General features: G+C 70.9%; 18 protein-coding genes and 1 pseudogene. 4 read left to right on the top strand and 15 right to left on the bottom strand.

Annotated elements, in window-relative coordinates:
* The 4 genes from glmS to BN1701_RS06545 are packed head-to-tail and all read right to left on the bottom strand — an operon-like array spanning position 1 to position 4,063.
* Positions 1-1,827 carry a glutamine--fructose-6-phosphate transaminase (isomerizing) gene (gene glmS / locus BN1701_RS06560; protein ID WP_054046454.1) on the bottom strand — a complete coding sequence of 609 codons (1,827 nt, stop codon included), beginning with the start codon at positions 1,825-1,827 and terminating at the stop codon, positions 1-3.
* 12 nt (positions 1,828-1,839) lie between these two features.
* Positions 1,840-2,112: a hypothetical protein gene (locus BN1701_RS06555; RefSeq protein ID WP_054046452.1), complete on the bottom strand. Its 273-nt coding sequence runs from the start codon at positions 2,110-2,112 to the stop codon at positions 1,840-1,842.
* A 59-nt stretch (positions 2,113-2,171) separates the two neighbouring features.
* The gene (locus BN1701_RS06550; RefSeq protein ID WP_054046450.1) at positions 2,172-2,813 is read right to left on the bottom strand and encodes a response regulator transcription factor; all 642 of its coding nucleotides are present in this window, start codon (positions 2,811-2,813) and stop codon (positions 2,172-2,174) included.
* Positions 2,810-4,063: a histidine kinase gene (locus BN1701_RS06545; protein WP_054046448.1), complete on the bottom strand. Its 1,254-nt coding sequence runs from the start codon at positions 4,061-4,063 to the stop codon at positions 2,810-2,812. Before BN1701_RS06545 ends, BN1701_RS06550 begins: the two co-directional genes overlap by 4 nt.
* A gap of 189 nt (positions 4,064-4,252) precedes the next feature.
* Here BN1701_RS06545 and BN1701_RS06540 point away from each other — a divergent pair, with 189 nt between their 5' ends.
* The gene (locus tag BN1701_RS06540; protein WP_054046447.1) at positions 4,253-6,244 is read left to right on the top strand and encodes an AarF/ABC1/UbiB kinase family protein; all 1,992 of its coding nucleotides are present in this window, start codon (positions 4,253-4,255) and stop codon (positions 6,242-6,244) included.
* Between the two features lie 438 nt (positions 6,245-6,682).
* Entirely contained in the window at positions 6,683-7,423 is a 741-nt protein-coding gene (locus BN1701_RS06535) for a bifunctional 2-polyprenyl-6-hydroxyphenol methylase/3-demethylubiquinol 3-O-methyltransferase UbiG (protein ID WP_231949511.1), read from the top strand.
* Here BN1701_RS06535 and BN1701_RS37125 read toward each other — a convergent pair.
* Positions 7,413-7,559: pseudogene (locus tag BN1701_RS37125) on the bottom strand (multicopper oxidase domain-containing protein); the annotation flags it as partial. The gene BN1701_RS06535 and the pseudogene BN1701_RS37125 overlap by 11 nt on opposite strands.
* A 926-nt stretch (positions 7,560-8,485) precedes the next feature.
* Here BN1701_RS37125 and BN1701_RS06520 point away from each other — a divergent pair.
* Both BN1701_RS06520 and BN1701_RS35275 read left to right on the top strand, forming a co-directional pair.
* On the top strand, positions 8,486-8,722 hold the full coding sequence (locus BN1701_RS06520) for a hypothetical protein (protein WP_054046439.1): 237 nt from the start codon (positions 8,486-8,488) through the stop codon (positions 8,720-8,722).
* 30 nt (positions 8,723-8,752) lie between these two features.
* On the top strand, positions 8,753-8,923 hold the full coding sequence (locus BN1701_RS35275; protein WP_157367792.1) for a hypothetical protein: 171 nt from the start codon (positions 8,753-8,755) through the stop codon (positions 8,921-8,923).
* A 20-nt stretch (positions 8,924-8,943) separates the two neighbouring features.
* Here the strand turns inward: BN1701_RS35275 and mug are convergent, their stop codons facing one another.
* The 10 genes from mug to sufC form a co-directional block, all read right to left on the bottom strand.
* Positions 8,944-9,513 carry a G/U mismatch-specific DNA glycosylase gene (gene mug / locus BN1701_RS06515; RefSeq protein ID WP_054046437.1) on the bottom strand — a complete coding sequence of 190 codons (570 nt, stop codon included), beginning with the start codon at positions 9,511-9,513 and terminating at the stop codon, positions 8,944-8,946.
* Positions 9,514-9,534: 21 nt separating this feature from the next.
* Complete coding sequence (locus tag BN1701_RS06510) at positions 9,535-10,671, bottom strand: glycosyltransferase (RefSeq protein WP_054046435.1); 1,137 nt, start codon at positions 10,669-10,671, stop codon at positions 9,535-9,537.
* On the bottom strand, positions 10,671-11,435 hold the full coding sequence (locus BN1701_RS06505; RefSeq protein ID WP_054046432.1) for an alpha/beta fold hydrolase: 765 nt from the start codon (positions 11,433-11,435) through the stop codon (positions 10,671-10,673). The genes BN1701_RS06510 and BN1701_RS06505 overlap by 1 nt, the downstream gene beginning before the upstream one ends.
* Positions 11,435-11,707, bottom strand: a complete 273-nt coding sequence (locus BN1701_RS06500; RefSeq protein ID WP_054046430.1) for an acyl carrier protein — start codon at positions 11,705-11,707, stop codon at positions 11,435-11,437. The genes BN1701_RS06505 and BN1701_RS06500 overlap by 1 nt, the downstream gene beginning before the upstream one ends.
* Positions 11,704-15,867: a type I polyketide synthase gene (locus BN1701_RS06495; protein WP_054046428.1), complete on the bottom strand. Its 4,164-nt coding sequence runs from the start codon at positions 15,865-15,867 to the stop codon at positions 11,704-11,706. Before BN1701_RS06495 ends, BN1701_RS06500 begins: the two co-directional genes overlap by 4 nt.
* On the bottom strand, positions 15,861-22,580 hold the full coding sequence (locus BN1701_RS06490) for an SDR family NAD(P)-dependent oxidoreductase (protein ID WP_369800502.1): 6,720 nt from the start codon (positions 22,578-22,580) through the stop codon (positions 15,861-15,863). Before BN1701_RS06490 ends, BN1701_RS06495 begins: the two co-directional genes overlap by 7 nt.
* 376 nt (positions 22,581-22,956) lie before the next feature.
* Positions 22,957-23,337: a metal-sulfur cluster assembly factor gene (locus BN1701_RS06485; protein WP_054046424.1), complete on the bottom strand. Its 381-nt coding sequence runs from the start codon at positions 23,335-23,337 to the stop codon at positions 22,957-22,959.
* Positions 23,330-23,779, bottom strand: coding sequence for a Fe-S cluster assembly sulfur transfer protein SufU (sufU, locus tag BN1701_RS06480; protein ID WP_054046422.1), 450 nt, complete (start codon positions 23,777-23,779; stop codon positions 23,330-23,332). Before sufU ends, BN1701_RS06485 begins: the two co-directional genes overlap by 8 nt.
* On the bottom strand, positions 23,779-25,032 hold the full coding sequence (locus tag BN1701_RS06475; protein WP_054046420.1) for a cysteine desulfurase: 1,254 nt from the start codon (positions 25,030-25,032) through the stop codon (positions 23,779-23,781). The genes sufU and BN1701_RS06475 overlap by 1 nt, the downstream gene beginning before the upstream one ends.
* A 34-nt stretch (positions 25,033-25,066) precedes the next feature.
* Positions 25,067-25,840, bottom strand: coding sequence for a Fe-S cluster assembly ATPase SufC (sufC, locus tag BN1701_RS06470; protein ID WP_054046419.1), 774 nt, complete (start codon positions 25,838-25,840; stop codon positions 25,067-25,069).
* Between the last annotated feature and the right edge of the window lie 5 nt (positions 25,841-25,845).

The following is a 25,845-nucleotide window of genomic DNA, read 5'->3' as shown; positions in this document are numbered from 1 at the left end:
TCACTCGACGGTGACGCTCTTGGCCAGGTTGCGGGGCTTGTCCACGTCGCGGCCCAACTCGACGGCCAGGTGGTAGGCGAGCAGTTGCAGGGCCACGGTCAGCACGATCGGGTCGAGTTCGGGCTCACCCCTGGACACCCGGATCACGTCGTCGGCCAGCCCCTCGGGCAAGTCGGCGTTCGTCACCGCGATCACCGGGCCGCCGCGGGCCTTGATCTGCTCGATCGTGCCCAGGTTCTTCGACAGCAGCTCGTCATCCGGAACGACCACGACACTGGGCATGTCTGCGTCGATCAGGGCCAACGGGCCGTGCTTGAGCTCGGCCGACTGGTAGGCCTCGGCGTGGACGTAGGAGATCTCCTTGAGCTTCTGCGCTCCCTCCCGCGCCACCGGCCAGCCGCGCACGCGGCCGAGGAAGAACATGTGCTTGGCGCCCGCGTGCCGCTTGGCTACCTCCCGGATGGCGGCGTCGTCACCCAGGACCTCCTCGATCCGCGCCGGGAGCGCCCGCAACCCGGCGACGATCCGCTGGCCGGAGGCGGCGGACAGGTCGCGGACCCGGCCCAGCAGCAACGCGAGCATGGCGAACGAGACGGTCATGTTGGTCATCGCCTTGGTCGAGGCGACCGAGACCTCCGGGCCCGCGTGCAGGAACACCCCGCTGCCGCACTCGCGCGCCACCGCGCTGCCCACCACGTTCACCGCGCCGATCACCCGGCCGCCCTTGCGGCGCAGCTCCTGCACGGCGGCGAGCGTGTCCAAGGTTTCGCCGGACTGGCTGATCGCGACGTAGAGGGTGTCCGGGTCGACCACCGGGTTGCGGTACCGGAACTCCGACGCGGGCTCGGCGTCCGCCGGGATCCTGGCCAGTTCTTCGACCAGGTTCGCCCCCAGCTGACCCGCGTAGTAGGCCGAGCCGCAGCCCAGGAATTTGACCCGCCGCACCGCGCGCAGCGCCATCGCGTCGAGCCCGAGCCCGCCAAGGTGGGCGGTGGCGAACCGCTCGTCGAGCCTGCCGCGCAGCGCCCGCTCGACCGCCTCGGGCTGTTCGGCCATCTCCTTGCGCATGAAGTCCGGGTGGCCGCCCAGCTCGTAGTCGTCGGCGACCATGTCGACGGTGGTGGGCTCCTTGCTGGTCCGGCGGGCCTCCAAGGTGCTGGTGCGGTACTCACCGGCGCGGACCGTCGCGAGTTCGCCGTCGTCGAGGAAGACCACGCGCTGGGTGTGGTGGACCAGAGCGGCGACGTCGGAGGCCACGAACATCTCGCCCTCGCCGATGCCCAGCACGATCGGGCTGCCGTTGCGGGCCACGACCAGCTCGTCGGGTCGGGTGCGGTCCAGCACGACCAGCCCATAGGTCCCTTCGACCTGCCGCAGCGCCGCCCGCACGGCGTCCTCCAGCGACCCTGCGCCCGCGGCGAGTTCCGCGGCGATCAGGTGGGCGATCGCCTCGGTGTCGGTCTCGGACACCAATTCGACGCCCGCGGCGCCCAGCCGGGCCCGCAGTTGCTTGGCGTTCTCGATGATCCCGTTGTGCACCACCGCGATCCGCCCCTCGGCGTCGAGGTGCGGGTGGGCGTTGCGGTCGGAGGGCTCACCATGGGTCGCCCAGCGCGTGTGGGCGATCCCGATCGTCGACGGCGTGGGCTTGGTGAGCCGGTCACGCAGCTCCTGCACCCGCCCGGCGGCCTTGGTCACCACCACCTTGCCCCGCCGCACCACGGCGACCCCAGCCGAGTCGTACCCGCGGTACTCCAGCCGGTGCAGCCCCTCCACCAGCACCGGAATGGCGTCCCGCGTACCCACATACCCGACGATCCCGCACATGCACCTGGCTCCTCACCCGTAGACGATGCGCCGCAACTGCCGCTCGGTCAGCACCGGCGGCGCGACCGCCCGCGCCGCCAACTCCACGGTGACCACGGCCCAGATCTGCGCGTTGCGGTACTGCCCGCGCCGCAGCTCGGCATGTCTGCGGCGCACGTAGTCCTCGGTCGTCTCGCCGAAGTAGGCGACCACATCGGCGACGACCCGCGCGGCGACACCCAGGGGAAGTCCCGTGGTGCCCGCGACGTGCCGGACGAGGTCCGGCGGCGGTGACTCGGTCACCATCGGACACTGACAGGCAAACCACCCTTATGGCAACTTTCCTGCCCGAAATCGGGCAGGAACTACGCTGGAACGATGAATCCTGACTCGTAGGCGGTGATCACCGCCTGAGTCCGGTCCCGGGCTTGGAGCTTCGCGAGGACATTGCGCACGTGGGTCTTCACCGTCTCCACACCCAGGTACAGCCGCTTCGCGATCTCACCGTTGGTCAGACCGCCCGCCATCAGCCGCAGCACCTCGGACTCGCGATCGGTCAGACCCGCCGACTCCAGCCCTCGGCTGCCCCGGTCGCGGCTGATCGCCAACGCGCGGATCGCGGCCGGGAACAACAGCGACTCACCGCTCGCGACCACCCGGATCGCCTTGACGATCTCGTCCGGCTGCGCCCGTTTGAGCAGGAACCCGCTGGCCCCGACCCGCAGTGCGTCATAGACGTAGTCGTCGTTCTCGAAGGTGGTGACGACCAAGACCTTCGGCGCGCCAGGCTGGGCGAGCAACCGGGTCGTGGCCGAGATCCCGTCGACCGCCGGCATCCGGACGTCCATCAGCACGACATCCGGCCGAGTCCGGGCAACCACCGACGGCACCTCCGCGCCGTCCCCCGCCTCCCCCACGACCTCGAGGTCCGACTCCGCGTCGATGATCGCGCGCAGACCCGCGCGGATCAGTTCCTCGTCGTCGACCAGCACCACCGAAACGCTCACCGCTCCCCTTTCGACCATGCCGGGATGCGCACCGACACGCACCAGCGACCTTCCTTGGGCCCCGCGCTCATCCGCCCGTGCAGCAGTCCGACCCGCTCCCGCATCCCGGCCACCCCACGCCCGCCGTGTTCCCGGCCACGCCCAGGATCAAGCGGGTTGTCGATGTCGATCGCCAGTTCGCCACGCCGCACGACCAGCCGCACGTTCACCGCCACCATCCCAGCGTGGCGCACCACATTGGTCAGACACTCCTGAACGATCCGATACGCCTCCCTGGAGACCGGATTCGGCAGCCGCCCCAGGTTTCCATCCACACTGGACTCGATGGTGACCCCCGCCGCCTGAGTGCTCCGCAGCAGCGCGGGCAGGTCTTCGAGCGTCCACTGTGTCGACGCGGGCGGCCCATCCTCCCGCAGCAGTCCGAGCACGTGGTCGAGATCGGCGAGCGCCGACCTGGCCGAGTCCTCGATCGCACCCAGTGCCCGCTCCGCGAAGGCAAGGTCGCTCTCCAGCACCCGCCGCGCCGCGGCCGCCTGCACGGTCACCACGCTCAGCGCGTGCCCGACCGAGTCGTGCAGGTCGCGAGCGAGCCGATTGCGCTCGGCGAGCCGCTCGGCCTGCTTGGTCATCGCGGCCAGTCGGTCCGCCGCGGTCGGCCCCAGCAGCCACGGAGCCGCCCGGCAGAACAACCCGCCCAGGTACACGACCAGGTGCACGAGCCCGAGCACACTGAGCAACCCAACGGCGGGCAACCACGCGCTGGCCCAGCCCTCTGGCATCAGCACCGGCCGCCCACCGATGTCTAATCGGCCCGTGAACGGGACCGGGATCGTGAACAGCAGGACGAACGGCATCGCGAACGTGATCGCGGCGATCACCCCGCCCGTGATCAGGTGTTGCGCGATCCACGCCGCCCACCGAATCCGCCGCGGCCACGACGTCACCCGACCCATCCCGTGATCAGGAACCGCGTCGCCCAGCAGCTCTCTGGCCGCGGTCCCCTCGATCACCCGTACCGCCGGGATCAACGACATGGCGGTCATGGCGATCACCATCACCATCATGATCGCCAACGTCTTCAGCCACACTCCCTCCTGCGTGGTGGTGACCGGACTCACCGCGGACACCACCGCGGAGCTGAAGAGTCCAAAGGGGACAAGCAGCGCGCCACCCAGGATCAGGTACACCCAGACCCGGTACGTCGACATCCGGCCCACCGGCCCGACTACCCGCCATGCGATCGAGATCATGCTTCGATCCTGGCAGAGGGCGGTGACGGGACACCTCCCTCGCGAGGTGGAGCCGGGTCCCTCGATAGGTGGAGATCGAGTCCTCGGTCCGCTCTCCCTCGCCAGAGGGAGAAGGCTCGTCCCTCCGAGGGATGCACCACCCACTGCTCCACGGAAGACTTGAGGTGTCCTCGCAACGAAAGAGAGTCGATGAACTACCTCCTGATCAGCCTGTCCGGCCTGGTGATCCTCGCGATCAGCGTGAAGGTGATGATCGTCGGAGCCCGCCGCGCGCTCGGTGTGCACGTCGGCACGATCCGGGCCACCGTGGCCGCGTTCGTGGCGTGGAGCTTCGCAGGCCTCGCGTGGCGCTGGATGCCGGTGCCCGCCGCGGGCAAAGAGGAGTCCGCCTTCCTCTTCATCATCCCGATATTCGGTGGCACGCTGCTGTTCGCGGTGGCGATCCTGTTCGTGTGGGAGGTCGTGTGGCCCGCGGGCACCGGGCTCGGTCCACTCGGGTCACTCCGCGCGCTGCGCGGGCGCCTGTCGAGAGCACGGCGCTACACCAAGATCACCGCCATCGCAGTCCGCCACGGCCTGGGCCCGTACCTCGCGGGCCGCGGCCGGGAGGCTGAGCAACGCACAAGCCTGGCGCGTTCACTTCGCCGGGCACTCGAGGAAGGCGGGGTCACCTTCGTCAAGCTCGGGCAGGTCCTGTCCACCAGGTCCGACCTCTTGCCACAGGAGTTCGTCGACGAGTTGAGCGTGCTACAGGACCGCGTCGCCCCGGTGCCCGCCGCCGCGATCGACGCCGCCTTGCGCGCCGAGTTGGGCGCCGCACCCGGCGAGGTGTTCGCGGAGTTCGATCCGGAGCCGCTGGCGTCGGCGTCGATCGCCCAGGTGCACCGGGCCAAGCTGCGCTCCGGCGCCGACGCCGTGGTCAAGGTCCAACGGCCCGATGTGCGCGCGACGGTGGAACGCGACCTCGACATCATCCATCGCCTCGCCCACACCCTGCAGGCCAGAACATCATGGGCGCGTTCGCTGGGCATCGTCGCGTTGGCCGAGGGATTCGCCACCGCGCTGCTGGAGGAGCTGGACTTCCGGGTCGAGGCCCGCAACCTGGCCTCGGTCGCCGCGGCCTCGGGCGGACATGCCCCCGACGCCGCGGTCAAGCTGCCGGTGGTGCACGCGGAGCTGAGCTCCGAGCGGGTGCTGGTGATGGAACGGCTCGACGGCGTGGCGCTGGGAAAGGTCACCACCGTTCCCGACCCACAGGGCACGGCACGGCTGCTGCTGCACAGCCTCCTGCGGCAGGTGATGGAACACGGCGTGTTCCACGCCGACCCCCATCCGGGCAACGTCCTGTTGCTCGCCGACGGCAGGCTCGGCCTGCTCGACTTCGGCTCCGTCGGCCGACTCGACACCACCTTGCGGGACGGCTTGCGCGAACTCCTGCTCGCCATCGACCGCGCCGACCCGGCCGCCCTGCGCGACGGCCTGCTGGCTGTGGTCGACCGACCAGAGGAGATAGACGAACGCCGACTCGAACGCGCCCTGGGCACGTTCATGGCCGCGCACCTGAGCCATGGCAGCGGCCCCGACATCGCGATGTTCACCGACCTGTTCAAGGTCATGACGTCGTTCGAGCTCAGTGTCCCCCCAGCCATCGCCGCGGTGTTCCGCGCGTTGACCACCATGGAAGGCACCCTCGCGGGCCTCGCCCCAGGCTTCGACATCGTCACCGAGTCCCGCACCTACGTCGCCGACCGCGCGATCACCCACGCCACGGTCGACTCCGCCCGCGAGACCATGACCACCGAACTGCTCGCCCTGCTCCCCGTCCTCCGCAGACTCCCCCGCCGAATCGACCGGATCAGCGGAGCGGTCGAAGAGGGCCGACTGTCCGTCAACGTCCGCCTCTTCGCCGACGAACGCGACCGCACTTTGGTGACGGGGATGCTCCAACAGGTGCTCCTCGCCCTGGTCGGCGCCACGGCGGGGATCATGGCCGTCCTGTTACTGGGCAGCGCGACGGGCCCGGTCCTGCTCGGCACGGTGACCTTGCACCAAGCCTTCGGCTACAACCTGCTGCTGATCAGCGCACTGATCGGCCTCCGCCTCCTCTTCACCGCCTTCAGCGCAACCCGCACACCCCGTGCGAACCACCCGAACGCCCGCGCGACCGGCAGCACGCGGTGACCCCAGCCCCTGCGACGACGACCAGACCACGGAAGGGAGGGTGACCAGCAAGACGTAGCACTCGACGTCCGTCCGGCAATGCAAGTGATCACGAGCAGCCGCGAGAGCGGGTGAACGTGAGCGGGATCGATGACCGGTACCTGGACTACGCCCACCGGCATGAGCTGACGTCCGGCTTCAGTCACGAGGACGACATTCCCGACCCGTACACCCACGGCGAGGCCCCTCAACGGGAGCGGGCGGTCCCGTCCGCCCGGAGCCAACCTCGACCTCACTCATCGAAGAGGGCACCGTCGGACGACCACCCGCGCACACTGCCCGACACTCGACGGAGAGGAGGAAACATGGCCTGAGCTGGGGTTTTGTGCAGTTTCCGGGTAAGATCGCCTCGTTCCTGACGGCGGTGCGATAGACCGAAACATACGCTCAGTCGACGACGTGCTGCGGCTCCTCGACGGGTTGTTCGCGCGGGACGCGGACCGGTGGACGGCCGGTGCGGGCTCCACGTGGTGGGACCAGTTCTACGCCGACCGGGACAAGCCCGTGCCGTTCTTCGTGGCGAAACCGGACGAGAATCTCCTCGACTACCTCGACCGAGGCCTGCTCACCCAAGGCCGTGCCCTCGACCTGGGCTGTGGGCCGGGGCGCAACGCGATCCACCTCGCGTCGGTTGGGTTCGATGTGGATGCCGTCGACCTTTCCCCGACGGCTGTCGGCTGGGCTGAGGAGCGCGCGCGGGAGGTTGGGGTCCAGGTTCGGTTTCGGTGCGCGGACGCGTTCGCGGCTGACGATCTCGGCGGGCCGTACGACCTGATCTACGACTCCGGGTGCTTCCACCACCTCCCCCCGCACCGCCGGGTCAGCTATCTCGATCTCCTCGACCGGGCGCTGGCTCCTGGTGGGCACCTCGCCCTGACGTGTTTCGCGGCCGGGGCGATGGGGTCCGAGTTGGCAGACGCGGCGTTCTACTGCAACGCGCGGCTTGATGGGGGGCTGGCATACACGCCGGAGTCGTTGCGGTGGATCTTCTCGGACCTGACGGAGGTCGAGTTGCGCCGGATGCGGGACGAACCGGCTGACTCCGCGAGCTTCGGGGAGTCCTTTCTCTGGACGGCCTTGCTCCGCAAGGGCAACCGCGCCGAGGAGCACACCGCGTTCGGGATGCCGGTCAGGCGGTAGCCGTCCGGGTGTCGAAGCGGGCCATCATCACCATGTCCTCGTGCTCAAGATTGTGGCAGTGCACCAGATAGCGCCCGGTGTGGCCGGTGAAGCGGACCGCGACGTCCACAAAGTCCGCGGGCCCGATGTCCACGGTGTCCTTCCACCCGTCGTCGTGTGGGCCCGGGTCGCCGCCGCGGCGGGAGACGACCTGGAAGGGCCAAGTGGACGTGCACCGGGTGGTGCAGGTCGCTGACGAACCGCCGGATCTCCACGTCGCCTAGGGGCGCGAGCAAGTCCGTTGCCCGTTCGATGTGCTCGGCGAGGCCGAGTGCTGGGCCGCCATCCGCTCGGTCAGCTCCGCCGGCGCGGCCCAATCGACCAGCTTCGGCCACAAGTACTCATCCTCGGTCTCATGGTGGTTGTGCAGCGCCGTCAGGATGAACTCGAGGTGCGCGGCGACCGCTTCGCGGCACGACGACAGGCGGGCACCTGCGGACGATCCGCGCGAGCAGGCGGAGCTCCCGGCGGAAGATCCGATGGACGGCCACCATGTCGTCGGTGTCGGGCGCGGGTGACGGTGATGCCCATCGGCCTGTCGGTGGACATGACGGCGCCTCCGCGCCGAGTTGGGCGAGCACCGCGTGCCGGTCGTGCAGGGTCCACTGCTCCGCGAAGCGCCCGTCGGGGCCCATGCGGGCGATCGACACGGCGCTGATCCGGATGCGCTTGCCGGTCGTGGGCACCCGTTGAAGGCCGCGCCGCAATGGTGCCCGTCACGGTCAGCCGCCGGACGAGGGTGTCGCCCCCGGCGATCTGCTCCTCGATGTGCGACCGCAGGTCGGGGAAGGCGTCACGCAGGCAGACCACAAGGTCACACAGCTGCGGCGCGGTCGGCTTGGTCGAGGCCCTCAAGCGATCCGATGACTACCCGACGGAGGCCGTCGCGCTGTTCCGCGAACTCGGCGAGACCGCCAAGATCGCCGAGGGTCTGCTTCAGCGCGGCACGAACGCGTCCGGGCTGACGCCTACTTCCAGGAATGCCTTGCGCTGCACCGGTCACTGGGCGACTAGCGAGTCGCCGTGCAGATCCTGACCCACCTCAGCCAGGTCGCCCTGCTTGCCGGCGACGCGCAGCGCGCCCTCGATCTGGGGTTGGACAGTCTGGCGGGCTCGCGCCGCTTCGACGACCGGTGGGCGATCGCCATGGCGGCCACCACCGTCGGGCACGCGCGCATGGCCGAGGGCCAGGTCGAGCGGGCTCGAACCGCTTTCGACGAGGCGGCGAAGGTCTTTCACGACATCGGCAACCCGCTCTAGCTGGCGTGGTGCCTGGAGGGGTTCGCGGGCGTGGCGGTCGCCGACGGCAGACTCGACGTGGCCGCGGGCCTGTGCGCGGCCCGCGACGCGTCGCAGGAGGGCATCGACGGGCACCTTCCGCCGATGCACCCGGACGCCTATGGCGCACGGTCAGCGCGGTGGCGCGGCAGGCACCGCTCGCGCTGCCCGTCAACGAGTTGATCAGCCTGGTGGTGCGGTGATCACCGGGTCCGCTCCCGCAGCGTGCGGAACTCGGCGGCCAACTCCCCGAGTTGGTAGTGCGCGTTGAGGCCGCTCGGATTCGGCAGCATCCACAGCTCGGCTGATCCCAGGCCTGCCGCCTGCGGGCCGATCACCGCTTCCCGCGCACCGAACGCCGCCCGATAGGCCGTCACGCCGACGATCGCGACGGTGCGCGGCCGGTACTGCTCGACCAGCGCGCTCAGCCGTTCGCCGCCCGCGGCCAGTTCGTCTTGACTTACCTCGTCGGCGCGCGCCGTCGCTCGGGCGACGAGGTTGGTCAGGCCGAGGCCGAAGCCCGGCAAGAGGTGCTGCTCGGCGGGCCGCAGCAGGCGTGGGGTGAAGCCGGACTGGTGCAGCGCGGGCCAGAAGCGGTTGCCGGGGCGGGCGAAGTGGTGTCCGGTGTAGGCCGAGTACAGGCTCGGGTTGATACCGCAGAACAACACAGTCAGGTCGGTGCCCAGGACGTCGGGAATGGTGCGGTCGCGGGCGGCGGCGAGTTGCTCGCGGGTGGGCGGAGACACCCACCCATGGGACCAGAACTCGATCATCCCCGCCACCGCGCGACTGCGTTACCTGATCAACTCCTCCAGCAGACCCGCTGCCGCGACCGCGCCGCCCCCGCTGTGGAAGGAGGTTTGGATCCGGCGGGCGGCCTGCGCGTACTCCGGTTTCGCCAGGGCCGCGTCGACCGCGTCGGCGATGTCCTCGGCACTCGCGCGGGTGAACCGCAATCGCACGCCCGCCCCGGCTTCCACGACCTGACCCGCGATCACCTGCTGGTCGTCGCGAATGGGTGCCACGACCAGCGGCAGCCCGTGCCAGAGCGCTTCGACCACCGTGTTGTGGCCCGCGTGGCAGACGACGAGCGCGGTGTGGGCGAGGACGGCCAGTTGGGGGACGAACGGGGCCACGTTGATCGTGGGCGGTTGCGGCCCGAGGTGTCCGGCCGGGTCCACGATCACCGCCCGGAGGTCGTCGCGCCGGGACAGCGCCTTCGCGCACTCCGTGAGGAACCGTGCGCCCGCGTTCGCGTTCGCGGTGCCGAGGCTGACGAACACCGTGGGGACGTCCGAGTCCGGCCAGGGTGGCGTCCATTTCGCGGGCGCGCGGCCGTCGAGGATCGGGCCGACGAACCGGACCGGTCGCGCCACAGTGGACAACGGGCCGGTCAGTTCGGGGGTGGTGAAGGCCAAGATCAGCTGCTCGGAGAAGCGCGGATCGGCGGTGGCCCCGGACCGGTCGCGCAGTCTGTCGAGCTGGTCGATCACCCACTGCCCGACCTTGGGCGAGAACGGGTCGGAGAGTTCGGCCGATGTCGACGCCGAGGTCGCCCACGGAAGGCCGAGGCGGTCGGCGGCCAGCGCGCCCGCGTAGGTCTGCTGGTCGGCGACCACGACGTCGGGGCGGAACCGCTCGATCGCGACGGTGACGGCGGGGAGCATCGCCTCGGCCAACGGCACCAGATAGTCCTGCACGAGGAACTTCAGCGCCGAGGCACCGCGTAGGTCCGGCGGGCGTTGCGCGTCCGAGGCGAACGCGTCGATCCCGCAGTCGAACACGGCGTGGTCGGGCGCGATCGACCGCAGCCAGCCGCCCGCGCCCGCCCACGCTACCTCGTGGCCGCGCTCGGTGAGGGCGGAGGCCACGCCGAGCAGGGGCAGGACATGGCCGACGAGCGGCGGGACGACGAGCAGGAAACGGCTCATCAGCGCACCAGGTGGTTGCTCAGCCATGGGAGGACGAGTGCCCCGACCTCGCGCGGCGCCGAGCTGAGCAGCATGTGCCCGTGCCCCGGCACGACCTCGACCCGGCAGTCGGTGAGCAGCGGCGGGGCGGCGTCCAGCCGGGCGGCCAGGTCCGAGTCCCCGCCGACGACGAGCAGCACCGGGTGCTTGATCGACCGCACCTGTTCGTCGTCGAGCAGCCACTCGGAGGCGACGAGGTCCGCGGCGGCGTCGGTGGTGGTGGTCATCTTCTCCCGGGCCAGCGCCATCTTGTGGACCACCTCAGGCTGGTCGGTCAGGTAGTCCCGGTCGAGCAGCGCGGTCTCGACCTTCCCCAGTCCTGCCGTCGTCCGCTCCGCCCACGCCGCGGTCGGCGGTTCGGACTCGATGACGGTCAGCGACGCCACGGCGCCCGGGTAGCGGTGGGCATACGAAAAGGCGACAGTGCCGCCGAAGGAGTAGCCGACCAAGTGGACGGGCCCGTCGACGCCGAGCGCGTCGAGCAGCCCGGTGAGGTCGTCGGTGGAGTGGCCCAGGGTGTAGCCGGTGCGCGGGCGGTCGCTGCGGCCGTGGCCGCGCAGGTCGTAGGTGATGACGTCGAAGCCAAGGTCGGCGGTGGGCGCGGCGAGGGTGAAGTACCAGCAGGCCAGCGTGTCGAGCAGGCCGTGGATGAACACCACGGGCGGGCCCTGCCGGGGCAGCCGCTGGACGTGCAGCCGCAGGCCGTTGCTGTCGGCGTACGGCATCAGACGGGCTCCAGGCAGGAGTCGACGTAGTCCACCAGGTCCCCGACGCTCAGCGCGATGATGTCGTCGAGCTCCAGTTCGGACAGGTACTTGGGGAAGTTGATCGCCGCTCCGTAGCGGTCGGACAGGTGGTTGCCCAGCACGACGATGTCGATGCTCTCGAACGAGAGGTCGTCCTGGAACCCGGTCTCGCGGGTGATCGGCGTCCCCTGCGGCCCGCCGAGGACCTCCTCGATCATCCCCGCGATCGCGGCGAGGGTATCGGTGCTCACTTCGTGTCCTTTCCAGTCCAGGCGACGATGTAGTCCTTGCCCGCGTGGCACAGTCCTTCGAGGTGGACGTGCCATTCGGTGGTGTCGGTGCGGACGGTGATCCGCTCAGCCGTCGCCGCGGTCACCCGCGCCTGCCCCGGGTCGACTTTGCCGACAGCGTCCTTCGCGGCCCGTTCCGCATCCTCGACGGCCAAGCCGATGCCCACACCGCTCGCGCGCGGGCGGGCGATGGCGACACCGACCGCTTCGCAGTGCGCGACCGACACCTCCATCGGCGGCAGGTCGAGGCCGTGCCGTCCGGTCACCGTGCTGTCGTCCACGCTCAACTCGATGGGGAAGACGGTCTTCCGGCCGCTCCTGAGCAGGTGCGCGCGAACGGCGTCTTTCAGTGCCAGCCTGCCGAGCAGCCAGTGGCGCCTGCCGCGCGGGGGCGCGGCCTCGTACTCGGCCCACTCGTCGTCGGTGAGGTAGCCGCGGGCGATCAGCTCCCGGCTGGCCAGGTCGGTCCACGCCTCGCCGACCGCGACCCACTCGCCGCGCGACTCGCCGAGCAGTGCCGTGCCACCGTGCCGCTCGACGCCGCGGATCCGGTCGTCACTGGCGAAGCGGCGCAGTTCCCAGTCGTCGGCCTGCGCCCAGAGGGTCCCGTTGGCGCGCACGAGCTGCAGGCAGCCGATCACGGCGGTGTCGGTGACCGTGTCGATCCGGGCGTGGCAGTCGACGCGATCGCCCGGCCGGGGATGCGGCCCGAAGAAGCGGATCCCGCCGAACCGGACAGGGAAAGTGCGGCTGTCCCGCTCGAACTCTTCGAGGGTCCAGTAGCCGACGAAGTGCCCGGCGTTGTCCAGCAGCGATCCGGGGGCGGCGGGGGTGGTGATCACGCCGCGGATGTGCCGGGGTCCGATGGCGGTGATCTCGGTGACGCCTTGGTAGGCGGGCCCGTGGAACATCCAGCGCTGGTCGTACATCTGTTGCCCGGTAAGCAAAGGAGCACGCTCGTCGGCGGGCGGGCGCCAGACCTCGGGCTGTGTCGAGGGATAGGTCGGCGCGAGTTCGACAACGACGGACGCGTGCCCGGCCACGGTCACGCGGACGCGGTTCGCGGCTTCTGGTGCGAGGTGGAAAGTGACCTCGATCGGCGGCTCGACGGCCAACCACCGCTCGAACCGCGCGTCGTGCACAGCGATGGCCACGAACCCGGAGTTGTCCACAGGCGACCCCAAACGAAGATCGTTTGTCACCCCGGCCGGATAGACTGGCCAAGGGCCGTCCCCCCGGGGAAGGGTGGGGGCTGCGCTCGGGGTGATTGCGCTCTGAGTGGTCGCGCTCGGACTCTGTGCGCTCGGACTCTGTGCACTGGCGAACTGTTCTGCGGCCTCTGACATCTGGCGCAGGAGTTCGGTGGCGGGGACGACGGGGAAGCCGTCGTGCTGATCGGGCCAGTTCGCGGGCACCTCGAAGAACGAGTGGTCCCGCAGGTGCGGCATGGCCCGCAGCGACATCTCGCGGGTGAAAGACGTGGGGCGGGTCGGGCCGTGGGCGGCGGTGAGCACGTCCAGTGACGCGCGCTCGGTCTCAGCCAGCAGGGTTCGCAGGTCGGCGGGCAGGGCGGTTTCCGTACGGACGCGGTCGATCAGCGTGGCCGCGTCCTGGCCCAGGGAGACGATCTTGCCGCCGAGCTCAAGGCGGGTGGTCCGGGTCGGGCGGACCGGGAGCGTAGTGAGCAACGTGTCGTCGACCTGTGCGCCCTCGGTCCACAGTGCCGCGACACAGCGGGCCAGTTGGCCCAGCCCGCTGTGTCGGGCCGAACTCGCGGCGACGACCAAGTGGTCGCGGCCGTGCAGGACGTCGCCGATCACCGTACTCAGCTGGCCGGGGCCGACCTGGACGAACACGCGCACGCCTGACTCGTACATCTTCTCGATCATCGGCCGGAAGCGGACCGGTTCCAGCAGGTGCCGGTAGAACAGGGCGCGCACGGCGTCGGGGTCGGTCGGGTAGGGCTCGGTGGTGGTGGCCGACCAGATCGGCAGCGCGGGCGGCCGCAAGCTCATCCGCTCGGACTCGCGCTCGATCTGGTCGAGGAAGGGCGCCAGGCGCGGGGTGTGGAAGCCGGAGCGGAACGGCAGCACCTGGCCGAGGACCCGCTCGTCGAGCAGTTCGGCCAGCAGGGCGTCGACCTCGTCGGCCGGGCCGCACACGACGCTCTGGTTGGGAGAGTTGTCGTGGGACAAGGTGATCTGGCCGGTCAGTCTGGGTTCGAGCTTCGCGGCGGCGAGGCCGACGGTGGCGAAGACGAGGTCGGGCACGCGGAAGGTTCTGGGGTCGAAGGCGGCCAGGACGCGGTCGAGTTCGGCGTCGTCGTACATGTCCGCGGCGATCATCGCGGTCCACTCGCCGATCGAATGGCCTGCCAGGACGTCCGGCTCGACGCCCAGGCGGCGCAGCGCGGTGTCGAGGAGCCTGCTCACCGCGACCAGGGCGGTGCCGTGCCCGCCGAGGGTGTCCGCCGACAAGTCCGGGACGGCGAGTCCGAAGCGGGTGGCGATGTCCTCGACGCTGGGCGCGAAGTCGGCTTCCAGTCCGGGATAGACGAACGCGACAGGGTGTGCGGGCAGCAGCGGGAGCGGGCTGAACCAGATGTCGTTGCGGCCCCGCCATGGCGCCCCGGCCGCGACAACTCTCCGGGCGGTGGCGAGCTTGCGCGGGTTAGGCTCCACAATGGACAAGCGGCACGGGCCGGTGCCGCCTGAGACTCCCTTGTCCAACAGGGAAACGAGTTCGGCGGGGGTGTCGGCGGCCAGCCGCAGCACCACGGTCGGCGGCACCGACGACGGGTCCTGCTCGACGACCACGTGCGCGCTGATCCCGCCGAAGCCGAACGCGTTGACCGCCGCCCGGCGCGGGCCCTCCCATGGCCGCGCGGTCGCGAGCGGCCGGAAGCGGGTCTCGGCCAGTTCCGGGTGCGGGTTGGCGCAGTGCAGGGTCGGCGGCAGCACACCGTGGTAGACCGCCAGCGCCGCCTTGATCAGCCCGGCGATCCCGGCCGCGGGCATGGCGTGGCCGATCATCGACTTGACCGACCCGATCACCGCGGGCTCCCCCGCCCCGAAGACCTCCCGTAGCGTGGCCACCTCGGCGGCGTCGCCCGCCGGGGTCGCCGTGCCATGGGCCTCGACCAAGCCGACCGAGTCGGGCGCTGCCGGGTCGAGCCCGGCCGCCGCCCACGCCCGGCGCACCGCGAGCACCTGGCCGCTGGTCGCCGGGTGCATCAGGCTGACCCCGCCGCCGTCGCTGGCGACCCCGGTCCCACGCACGACCGCGTAGACCCGGTCGCCGTCGCGGTGGGCGTCGGCGAGCCGCTTGAGCACGACCACCCCGGTGCCCTCGCCGATCAGCAGGCCGTCGGCGTCGCGGTCGAACGGGCGGATGGTGCCCGACCGGCTCACCGCGCCCAGCCGGGAGAACACGCTCCACAGTGTCGCGTCGTGGCCGTGGTGGATCCCGCCCGCGAGGACGGCGTCGCACCGGCCGCTCGACAGCTCGGCGACGGCGTGATCGATCGCGATCAGCGACGACGCGCACGCGGCGTCCACGGTGTAGGCGGGGCCGCCGAAGCCGAGCCGGTTGGCGACGCGGGACGCGGCGAGGTTGGGCACCAGCCCGATCTCGGACCCGGCCGACTGCGGGCCGAGCTGGGCGAGGAACCGCTCCCGAACCCGGTCGACGGTGTCGGCGTCGAGTTCCGGCATCAGCTCGCGCAAGGTGACTTCGAGCTGGTGGGCCACGCGCACCCGCAGGTCGATGCGGGCCAGTCCGGCGGTGATGTAGCCGCCGCGGCCGAGGATCACACCGACCCGCTCGGGGTCGCCAAGGCCGCCGCGGCTGTCGGCGACGGCCGCGCCCGCCACGTGCAGGGCGATGAGCTGGTCGGGCTCGGTGTTGGGCAGCGCCGCGGGCATCACGCCCATGCCGATGACGTCGACCTCGGCCAGTTCGCCGACGAACCCACCGCGCGCGGCGGGGAACTGGTCGAGGCCGTAGCCAGCGGGGGCCTCGGTCACGCAGTCCGCGCCCGCGGTGACGTTGCGCCAGTAGGCGTCCAGGTCGGCCGCGCCGGGGAACAGCGCGGCCATCCCGACCACCGCGACGCTCACCATCCCGACGCCGTGTGGACGACCGCGGGGTCGGTGCCCCAGGCGAGTTCCCGCAGCAGGCTCAGCGCGCCTTCCTCGGGGTCGATCAAGCCGATGTCACGCCGGGCGTAGTCGGCGGCCAGCTCGCGGGTGACCATGCCGCCGTGCTTCGAGTCCGGCGCCCACGGTCCCCAGTGGACAGTGAGAGCGCGGCGGCCGGTCCGGGCCGCCCACTCGGCGCCGAGGGATTCGAGCGCGTCGTTGGCGGCGGCGTAGTCGGTCTGGCCGCGGTTGCCGAGGACGGCGGCGATGCTGCCGAACAAGACGACGAACCCGGGCAGGTCGCCGACCGCGGCGAACAGGGCCCGTGCGCCGTCGACCTTCGTGGCGAAGACGCGCCGGAACGAGTCGACCGTCTTGTCGCGCAGCAGGCGGTCCTCGATCACCCCGGCGGCGAACACGACGCCGTCGAGCCTGCCGTGGTCGGTGTGGACCTGTTTGACCAGGTCGTGCAGCGCCTGACCGTCGGTGGCGTCGACGGTGGTGTAGCGGACCTCGCTGCCCAGCGCCCGCAGGTCGGCGATGGTCGCCTCGACCTCCCGGCGCGCGAGGACCCGGCGGGCCGTCCGATCAAGTTCGGCCGGATCCCGCAGACCCGACGCGGCCAGGGCCGACCGGACGCCCGCGAGGTCTGTGGCCGCGAGGGTGTCCGGGTCGCCGGTCAGCGCGGTCCGGCCCGCCAGCACGATCCGGCAGCCACTAGCCGCGGCCGCGGTCGCGGCGAACCGGGCGGTGATCCCGCGCGCGCCGCCGATCATGAGCAGCACCGAGTCCCGACCCAGGCCCATCGCGGCGGCCTCGGCGCCGCCTTGACCATCGGGGCCGCCGCCTGCCGCGGCGAGGGCGCCAAGACCGGCCTCCACCAGCGTGAACCCTGAGCGTTCGACACCAACCCGCACGACCGGGTGCTGGTCGACCGTCCGCAGCTCGGCCGCGATCTGATGCGCGACCTCGGCGGCGGGCAGCCCCGGATCGACCTCGACCAACCGGATCGTGGCATCCGGGCATTCCCTGGCCACGGACCGGAAGAATCCCCGCAGACCCGCGGCCCGACCGACAGGGCCGGACGTGACAGCGACAAGCATCCCGGTCGTCAGCGCGGCGTCGCGCAGGCGCGGGAAGACCTCAGGCAGCAGCGTCGGATCGTCGTCCGCGCCCGCCGCCGCGAGTGCCTCCAGATCAAGGAGGCCATCAGCCGTGGCGAGATCGTCGACGATCTCGGCGCCGTGCTCGGCGAACAGCACGCGAATCGCTTGCCCGACCGGTGTTTCCAGACCGGCGACCACGAACTTGCGTCCCGTCAGGTCCCCGGTCGGCGTCGCAGGCGCGGGCACGGGCGTCAGCAGGTAGCGGGTCGGGGCGACGCCCTTCGGCGCCTCGACCTCGGCGGCGGGCGCCGCGGGCTGGGCGGTGCCGCCCTCGATCCACTCGGCGAGCCCGGCAGCCGTGCGAATCCGGGACAGCGCCTCCATCGCGCCGTCATCGAGGTGGCCGCCGCGGAATCGGGTCGCCAACTCGCCGATCAGTTCGGTGCGCTTGATCGAGTCGATGGACAGGTCCGCTTCCAGGTCCAGATCGGGCTCGATCATCTCGGTCGGATAGCCCGTGCGCTCGCTGATCACCCCGATGACGATCCGCAGCGCGTCCGCGACGGGCTCGGCCACCGGCTCGCGTCGCGCATCGATCCACGTGGCGATCTCTCCGGTAGTGCGCAGCTTCGCCAGCTCCTCGACCACACCGTCGCCGAGCTGTCCTTCGCCGAGTCGCACGGCCAGTTCGCCGACCAGCTCGGTGCGCTTGATCGAGTCGATCGACAGGTCCGCTTCCAGGTCCAGGTCCGGCTCGATCATCTCCACCGGATAGCCCGTGCGCTCGCTGATGAGCGTGGCCACCTCGGTGATGGTGTCCACCGACCGCACCGCCGGTGCCTCGATCACCAAGGGCTCGGCGGCAGGCACCTCCGCAGGCCTTGCCGGTCGGACCGGCGCGGGCACGCCATCGGCGCCGAAGTAGGCGAGCAGGACGTCGCGCTGGGCCGCGACGAACTCGCGGGTGGTCCGGAAGTAGTCGCTGACCAGCGCGTCCGGGTCGAGCCGGGGCGTCGCCGACCCGACTGCGATCTGGCGGGCCGGTCGCACGCCACCGTCGATGATCTGACCGGCGGCGGTCCGCACAGCTTGGCCGTCCACCGTCCAGCGTGCGGGCACAGCGGCAGGCGCGGACGTCAGGTCGAGGGCGTCTCGACCGTGGTAGAGCCGATCGGGCCGCAGCGGCACCCCCGCCTCCGCCAGCGCCGCGAGCGCGGACAGCGCGCCCGCCAACCCATCCCCGAAATGGACTGTCCGATGTGGACGGCCGGCGAGGGTGGCGGCGACCAGGCCGCTGAGCACCCGGCCGGGTCCGCACTCGATGAAGACCCGGGCGCCGTCGTCGTGCATCGCGGCGATCTGGTCGGCGAAGCGCACCGGCGACCCGATCTGCGCGCCGAGTTCGACGGCGATGTCCTCGGGGTAGCGGCTCGCGGTCCGGTTCGACCACACCGGGATCTCCGGGGCCCGCGTCGCCCTGGCTGAGACAGCGGCTGCGAACGCGTCCCCCGCGGCGGCCACGACCGGGCTGTGGAACGCGCACGCGACCGGAATCCGCTTGGCGGACAAGCCTTCCACGCGCAACCGTTCCATCGCGTCGGCCACCGCCGTCGTCGAGCCGGAGATCACGACCTGGGTTGGCGAGTTGTGGTTGGCGATCACCACACCGGTGCCGTCGATCACCCGCGCCACCATGTCAGCCGAGGCCGACACCGCGGCCATCGCACCGGGATCGTCACCCGCCGCGGCCAGGATCAGTTCGGCTCGGGTCACGCTCAGGTCCAGCAGGTCGGCGGGCCGCAGGACTCCCGCCGCCGCGAGTGCGACCAGTTCGCCGTAGCTGTGGCCGCCGACCATGTCGACGTCGACTCCGGCCAGGCCGAGGAACTCGAACGCGGCGAGGTCGGCGAGCCCGAGCGCGGGCTGGGCCACACGGGTGTCGCGGAGTCGCTCGCGCTGCGCGGCCGCGGCGTCCTGCGTGAACGCGGCGCCCGGATACAGCGCGTCCGCCCACCGGCGCCCGTCGGCCAGCAGCGCTTGCAGTTCGGGGAACGCGACGAAGAGATCGGCGCCCATCCCCACGCGCTGACTGCCCTGACCAGGGAACAGCACGGCCACCGCGGGCCGCTCCCGCTCTGGCTGAATGCTCACCGAGTCCAGCGACCGCAGCAGATCCGCGACATCGGTGGCGACGAACGCCGCCACGGCCTGACCGCCGCCGAAGCGCCGCGCCGCCGTCCGGGCGAAGTCGCGCAGCCTGCCGTGCGGGTGGGTCTTGACCAGGTCACGCAGCCACGACCGGTCCGACTCACCGCGCAGCAGGAACAGTTCCGCGGGCCACTGGTCAAGCCCATGGCGTGGGGCAGGCGCCGCGTGCCCGGTCAGCACAGCGTGGAAGTTGGTTCCGCCGAAGCCGAACCCGCTGATCCCGGCGACCCGCTCGGCGGGCGGCGCGGCCCACGGCCGGGCCTCGGTGTTGAACGCGAATGGGCTGGTCTCGGCCGACCACTGGGTGGCGGGCGAGGTCAGGTGCGAGGTGGGCGGCCGGGTACCGGTGTGGACGGCCAACGCCGTCTTGATCAGCCCGGCGACGCCCGCCGCGCACTTGGTGTGGCCGATCTGGGACTTCACCGAGCCCAGGACCGTGCCGCCGGGCTCGGCCCCCGCCGCCTCGAACGCCGAGGTCAGCGTGGCCAGCTCGGTGCGGTCGCCGACCGCGGTGCCGGTGCCGTGCGCCTCGATCAGGCCGACCTCGGCGGGCGACCGGCGCGCGTTGGCGTACGCCCTGGCCATCGCCACCCGCTGACCGTCGGGACGCGGCGCGGTGAGGCCGAGAGAACGGCCGTCGCTGGAACTGCCGATGCCGCGGATTACCGCATAGACCTGGTCACCGTCGCGCACGGCGTCGTCGAGTCGTTTCAGGACAACGCAGCCGACACCCTCGCTGAGCGCGATGCCGTCGGCCGAGCTGTCGAAGGTGCGGGAGCGGCCGGTCGGCGAGAGCGCACCCACCGAGGCGAACAGCCGGTAGTCGTAGATCCCGTTGTGGGTGTCGGCTCCCCCGCACAGCGCGAGATCGGCGTTGCCGCTGACCAGTTCCCGACACGCCACATCAAGCGCTGCCAGCGACGACGCGCACGCAGCGTCCACCGTGAAGTTGGCGCCGCCCAGGTCCAACCGGTTCGCGATCCGACCGGAGATCACATTCGCCAGCACGCCGGGGAAAGTGTCCTCAGTGAACTGGGGCAGTTGGGCCGTCAGGTCGGCGGGCACCTCGGCGAGGTAGCCGGGCAGCATGGCCCGCAGCATGGCGGCGTTCGACAGCTCACCGCCCGACTCGGCCCCGAACACGACCGCCGTGCGCGACCGGTCGAACGGCCGCGCGTGCGCCCCGGCGTATCCGGCGTCGATCAACGCGCGCTGCGCGACCTCCAGGGCGACGAGCTGGACCGGTTCGATCGCGGCCAGCGAGGCGGGCGGAATGCCGTAGGCGAGCGCGTCGAACGGGATCAGCGGGAGGAACCCGCCCCACTTCGACGGCACCGTCTCGCCACCGCCCGCGGGCGAGTAATGCACCGCTGGGTCCCATCGGTCGGCGGGCACCTCGGTGACCGAGTCGACCCCCGCGAGGACGTTCGCCCAGAACGCGGCCGTGTCCGGCGCACCTGGGAAGACGCCCGCCATGCCCACGATCGCGATGTCCAACGGCGCGGGCGCTTCGACCGCCACGGGTTCACGCGAGACGGACAACGCGCTGACCCGCTCGGCGAGGAACTCGCGGGCGCCCGCGGTCACATCGTGGTGCAACTCGGCCACCGTGGTCACCGCGTCGCGCAGCACCGCGACCTGACCCGCCATGAACAAGCCGTCGGCCAGCTGACCCGCGGCGTCCACCGGAACCAGGTCGGCGCCGTCGCGGCGGATGCCCTTGCTGGCGACCCGCAGCCTGCCGATGTTGAGCTTCTCCAGTTCCTCCCAGATCTCGCGGTCCGGGGTTCCCTTCTCGCGCAGGCGATCCCGAGTCCGCTCGAACTCGGCGGTGAACGGGCTTTCGACACAGCGCGTCTGGTGGCCCGGCGCCGTCTCAAGCACCGCGGTCGAGTCCGCCGCGACCACCTGGTCCTGGAAGGTGGCGCCGATCGCGCCGCCGCGAACGGCTTCCTCGGTGAACAGGTAGCCCGTCCCCATCAGCACACCGACGCCCGCGCCGCGCAGGGTCAGCGGCGCGGCCATGGCCGCCACCATCGCCGAGGACCGCGCGTCGTGGATCCCGCCCGCGAAGAGCACGTCGATCTCGATGCCGGGCCGCGCGTCGAGGAAGTCCACAAGCGTGGTGATCTGCGCCTGCCACAGGCAGAAGCTCGACCGCGGCCCGATGTGACCGCCGCACTCGGCGCCCTCGAAGACGAACCGGCGCGCGCCCGCGTCGAGGAACTGGGTCAGCAGCCGCGGCGACGGGACGTGCAGGAACGTGGCGATCCCGGCCGCCTCCAGGCTCGCCGCCTGCGCGGGCCGGCCACCGGCGATGATCACCGATGTCGGCCGCACCTGCTGGATCACCGCGAGCTGCGCGGCCCGCGTCTCCTCCGGTGCGAAGCCGAGAATGCCCGCACCCCACGGCTGGTCGCCCAGCTCTCGCGCCGCGTCGGCCAACATCGAACGGGACGTCTCCGCGTCCGCGAGTGCCAGCGCCAGGAACGGCAGACCACCCTCGGCGGCCACCGCCGCGGCCAGTTCCGGCCGGTCGCTGACTCGGGTCATCGGCCCCTGCACCACGGGCAGGCGGGTACCCAGCCTGCCTGCCAGCACCGAGTTCGCGCCGAGCGCCGATTCCGGCCGCAGCGCGTCGTCCAACGCCGCCCGGAACGCCCGCACCACACCGCCGACGTCACCGAACGCGCGCGCGAACTCATCGGCGAGATACCCGTCCTGACCGACCTCGGCGACACCGCCGTGGTCGAACGGCCGCGCCCTCAGCACCCGACGACCGTCGACCACCACGGTCTCCGACCCGTCCATCCCACGCAGACCGGCCGCCCCGGCGGGCAGCGGTCCCGCTTCCCGAAGCAGCGCCAGCTGGGTGTCGATGACAACGCCTGCCGCCCCACCGACCACGGCCGCCGCGGCGGTCTGCGGCCCGATCCCGCCGCACAGCCACACCGGCACGTCGATCGCGTCGAGGAGGTGCTGAAGCAGCACAAAGGAGCTCAGCTCCCCCACCCGGCCGCCCGCCTCGTGACCGCGCGCGATCACCCCGGACGCGCCCGCGGCCACCGCTGAACGGGCCTGCGCGAGGCTCGTAACCTCGACCAGCACACGACGTCCAGCGAACGTGGCCACGTCGGTCCGATCCCCGCCGAGCACCACAAGGTCCACTTGGTCCGGCAGATCAGGAGTGTCCGAACAGTCCGCCAGGCGCACCCCGAACGGCGCCGAAGTCCACTGAGTCACCCGATCGAGTTCCGCCATGGCCCGGCGGTCACCCGCGCCGAGATCCAGCACCCCCACCGCGCCCGCGGCCGACAATGCCGCCACCAACCGCGCGTCGGGTCCACCGAACGGACTGATACCGATGAGGGGTCCGGACACCACACAGCCTCCGACGTCACAGAACAGGATTCAAACGCAAGGGCGGTCAGCGTCCGCCAAAGCGCACGCGAGGACCGGACACACCACGGCCGCACTGCCCAGGTGGGATTGTGAAGCACCTTCACACTCCGGCGCGGAGCCTAACAGCGCGAAGCGATCACCACTCACAGCGTGAGCATCCTCACCCGCGTCTACGCGTCTGTTAACAGTCCGTCCCCCAACGCTCAACCCCCACCACGCGAGGGCGCGCTGATGACAAGAGGGTCCTGATTTTCAAGGCATCGTTCCAGCCTTGAAAATCAGGACCCTCTTGTCATCAGCTAACAGCGCCCGAGCCGCGCGGCCGAAGGCCGCGCCATCTACACAGCCGCGCCATTCACACAGTGAAGCCGAGGGCGCGCAACTGCTCGCGGCCGTCGTCGGTGATCTTCTCCGGGCCCCACGGCGGCATCCAGACCCAGTTGATCCGGAAGTCGCTCACCAGGCCCACTCCCCCGGTCAGCGCGGTCCGGGTCTGGTCCTCGATCACGTCGGTCAGCGGGCAGGCCGCCGATGTCAGCGTCATGTCGATGGTCGCGGTGTTGTCGTCCTCGACCCGGATGTCGTAGACCAGACCGAGGTCGACGACGTTGATGCCGAGTTCGGGGTCGACCACGTCGCGCATGGCCTCCTCGAGGTCGTCCAAGGAGGCAAGGTCGGCGCGGGGCGCCTGGTCGGGCATACCCGCGGCGCCGCGCTGGACTTCTTCGTCACTCATGGGATTCCACTCCGTTCGCGCGGGCCACCGCGTCCTTGAAAGCCATCCAGCCGAGCAGAGCGCACTTCACCCGCGCCGGGTACTTGGCAACGCCCGCGAAGGCGATGCCGTCCTCCAGTACGTCCTCGTCCGGCTCGACCTGCCCGCGACCCTGCATCAGCTCCACGAACGCGTCCAAAGTGGACAAAGCGTCGGCGACGCTGTGGCCGACCACGAGGTCGGTGAGCACCGATGTGGACGCCTGGCTGATCGAGCAGCCCTGGCCGTCGTAGGACACATCGGCCACCGTCGAGCCGTCCAGCTTCACCCGCAGCGTCACCTCGTCCCCGCAGGTCGGGTTGACCTGGAAGGACTCGGCGTCGAACGGGTCGCGCAGGCCGCGCCCGTGCGGGTTCTTGTAGTGGTCCAGGATGATCTCCTGGTACATCTGCTGCAGCTGCATCACGCCACCCCGAAGAACTGGCGGACCTGGTGCAGCCCGTCGATCATCACGTCGACCTCGGCGGTCGTCGTGTAGAGGTACGGCGACACCCGGGTCGAGGACTGCGCGCCGAGCCTGCGATGGGCGGGCTTGGCGCAGTGGTGGCCGCCGCGCACGGCGATGCCGTACGAGTCGAGCACCTGACTGATGTCGTGGGGGTGCAGCCCCTCCATGGTGAAGCTGATCGCCCCACCGCGGTCGACCATCTCGGCCGGACCGAGGACCCGCAGGCCGGGTACCTCCAGCATGCGCCCCAGGGCGTAGCCGGTGATGGCCTGCTCGTGCGCGGCGACGTTGTCCATGCCCAGCGCGCTGAGGTAGTCGATGGCCGCGCCCAGCCCGATCGCCTGCGCGATCGGCGGGGTGCCCGCCTCGAACTTGTGCGGTGCGGGCGCGTACGTCGAGCGCTCCATCCGCACGTCCTCGATCATCTCGCCGCCACCGTGGAACGGAGGCAGCGCGGCGAGAACCTCGGACTTACCCCACAGCACGCCGATGCCGGTCGGGCCGAGCAGCTTGTGCCCGGTGAAGCCGATCAGGTCGGCCCCGGTGGCGGTGACGTCGTAGGGCAGCTGCGGACCGGCCTGCGCCGCGTCCAGCACGACCAGGGCGCCGACTTCCTTGGCCCGCCGGGCGATCTCGGCGACCGGGTTGATCGTGCCGAGCATGTTCGACACGTGGACCAGCGAGACGACCTTGGTCCGCTCGGTGATCAGCTCGTCGATGTTCGACAGGTCGAGGCGGCCCTCGTCGGTGATGCCGAACCACTTCAGCGTCGCGCCCGTGCGCTGGGTGAGCAGCTGCCACGGCACGATGTTGGAGTGGTGCTCCATCTCGGTGACCACGACCTCGTCACCGGGGCCGACGCGGTACGGCCCTTCCCACGCGAGCACGTTGGCGACCAGGTTCAGCGCCTCGGTGATGCCGCGGGTGAAGACGATCTCGTCGCGGCTGGGCGCCTTGATGAACGCGGCGATCTTGTCGCGCGCGCCCTCGAACGCCGCCGTGGACTCCTCGCCCAACTGGTGCACCGCGCGTGCCACGTTGGCGTTGTGCAGCGAGTAGTGCTCGGCGAGCGTATCGATCACCGACTGCGGCTTCTGCGAGGTGTTGGCGCTGTCCAAATAGACGAGCGGCCGGTCCTCCGCGAGCCTGCGCTGCAGGATCGGGAAGTCCTTGCGGATCCGCTCGACGTCGTAACCGGTCACCGTCACACCCTTCTCCACCTGAGTATCCCCGGGTACAACGTCAGGCGGTCGTCGCTGCTTCCGGCGTCCCGGTGTATTTCACGTAGCCCTCGGCCTCGAGCTGCTCGGCCAGTTCCTTGCCGCCGGACTCGACGATCTTGCCGCCCGCGAAGACGTGCACGAAGTCGGGGGTGATGTGGCGCAGGATGCGGGTGTAGTGCGTGATCAGCAGGACACCGTGCTCGCCGGAGGCCTGGAACCGGTTGACGCCCTCGGACACCACGCGCAGCGCGTCGACGTCGAGGCCGGAGTCGGTCTCGTCCAGGATGGCGATCTTGGGCTGGAGCAGGGCCAGCTGCAGGATCTCGTGGCGCTTCTTCTCGCCGCCGGAGAAGCCCTCGTTGACGCTGCGCTCGGCGAAGGCCGGGTCGATGTCCAGCTCGCCCATCGCCGCCTTGACCTCCTTGACCCAGGTCCGCAGCTTCGGCGCCTCGCCGCGCACGGCGGTGGCCGCGGTGCGCAGGAAGTTCGACATGGACACGCCGGGCACCTCGACCGGGTACTGCATGGCCAGGAACAGGCCCGCGCGGGCGCGCTCGTCGACCGTCATCGCGAGCACGTCCTCGCCGTCGAGCGTGACCGTGCCCGAGGTCACCTGGTACTTGGGGTGGCCTGCGATGGCGTAGGACAGGGTGGACTTGCCGGACCCGTTGGGGCCCATGATCGCGTGGGTCTCGCCCGCCTTGATGGTCAGGTCGACACCCTTGAGGATCTCTTTGGGACCCTCGTCGGTGCTGACCGAGACGTGCAGGTCCTTGATCTCCAGCGTGGCCATAGCGT

Origin of the sequence: Alloactinosynnema sp. L-07 (assembly GCF_900070365.1) — a bacterium.
Classification (GTDB): Bacteria; Actinomycetota; Actinomycetes; order Mycobacteriales; family Pseudonocardiaceae; genus Actinokineospora.
Note: the sequence above shows the minus strand (reverse complement) of the source record. Positions and strands in the feature narration are given on the sequence as shown.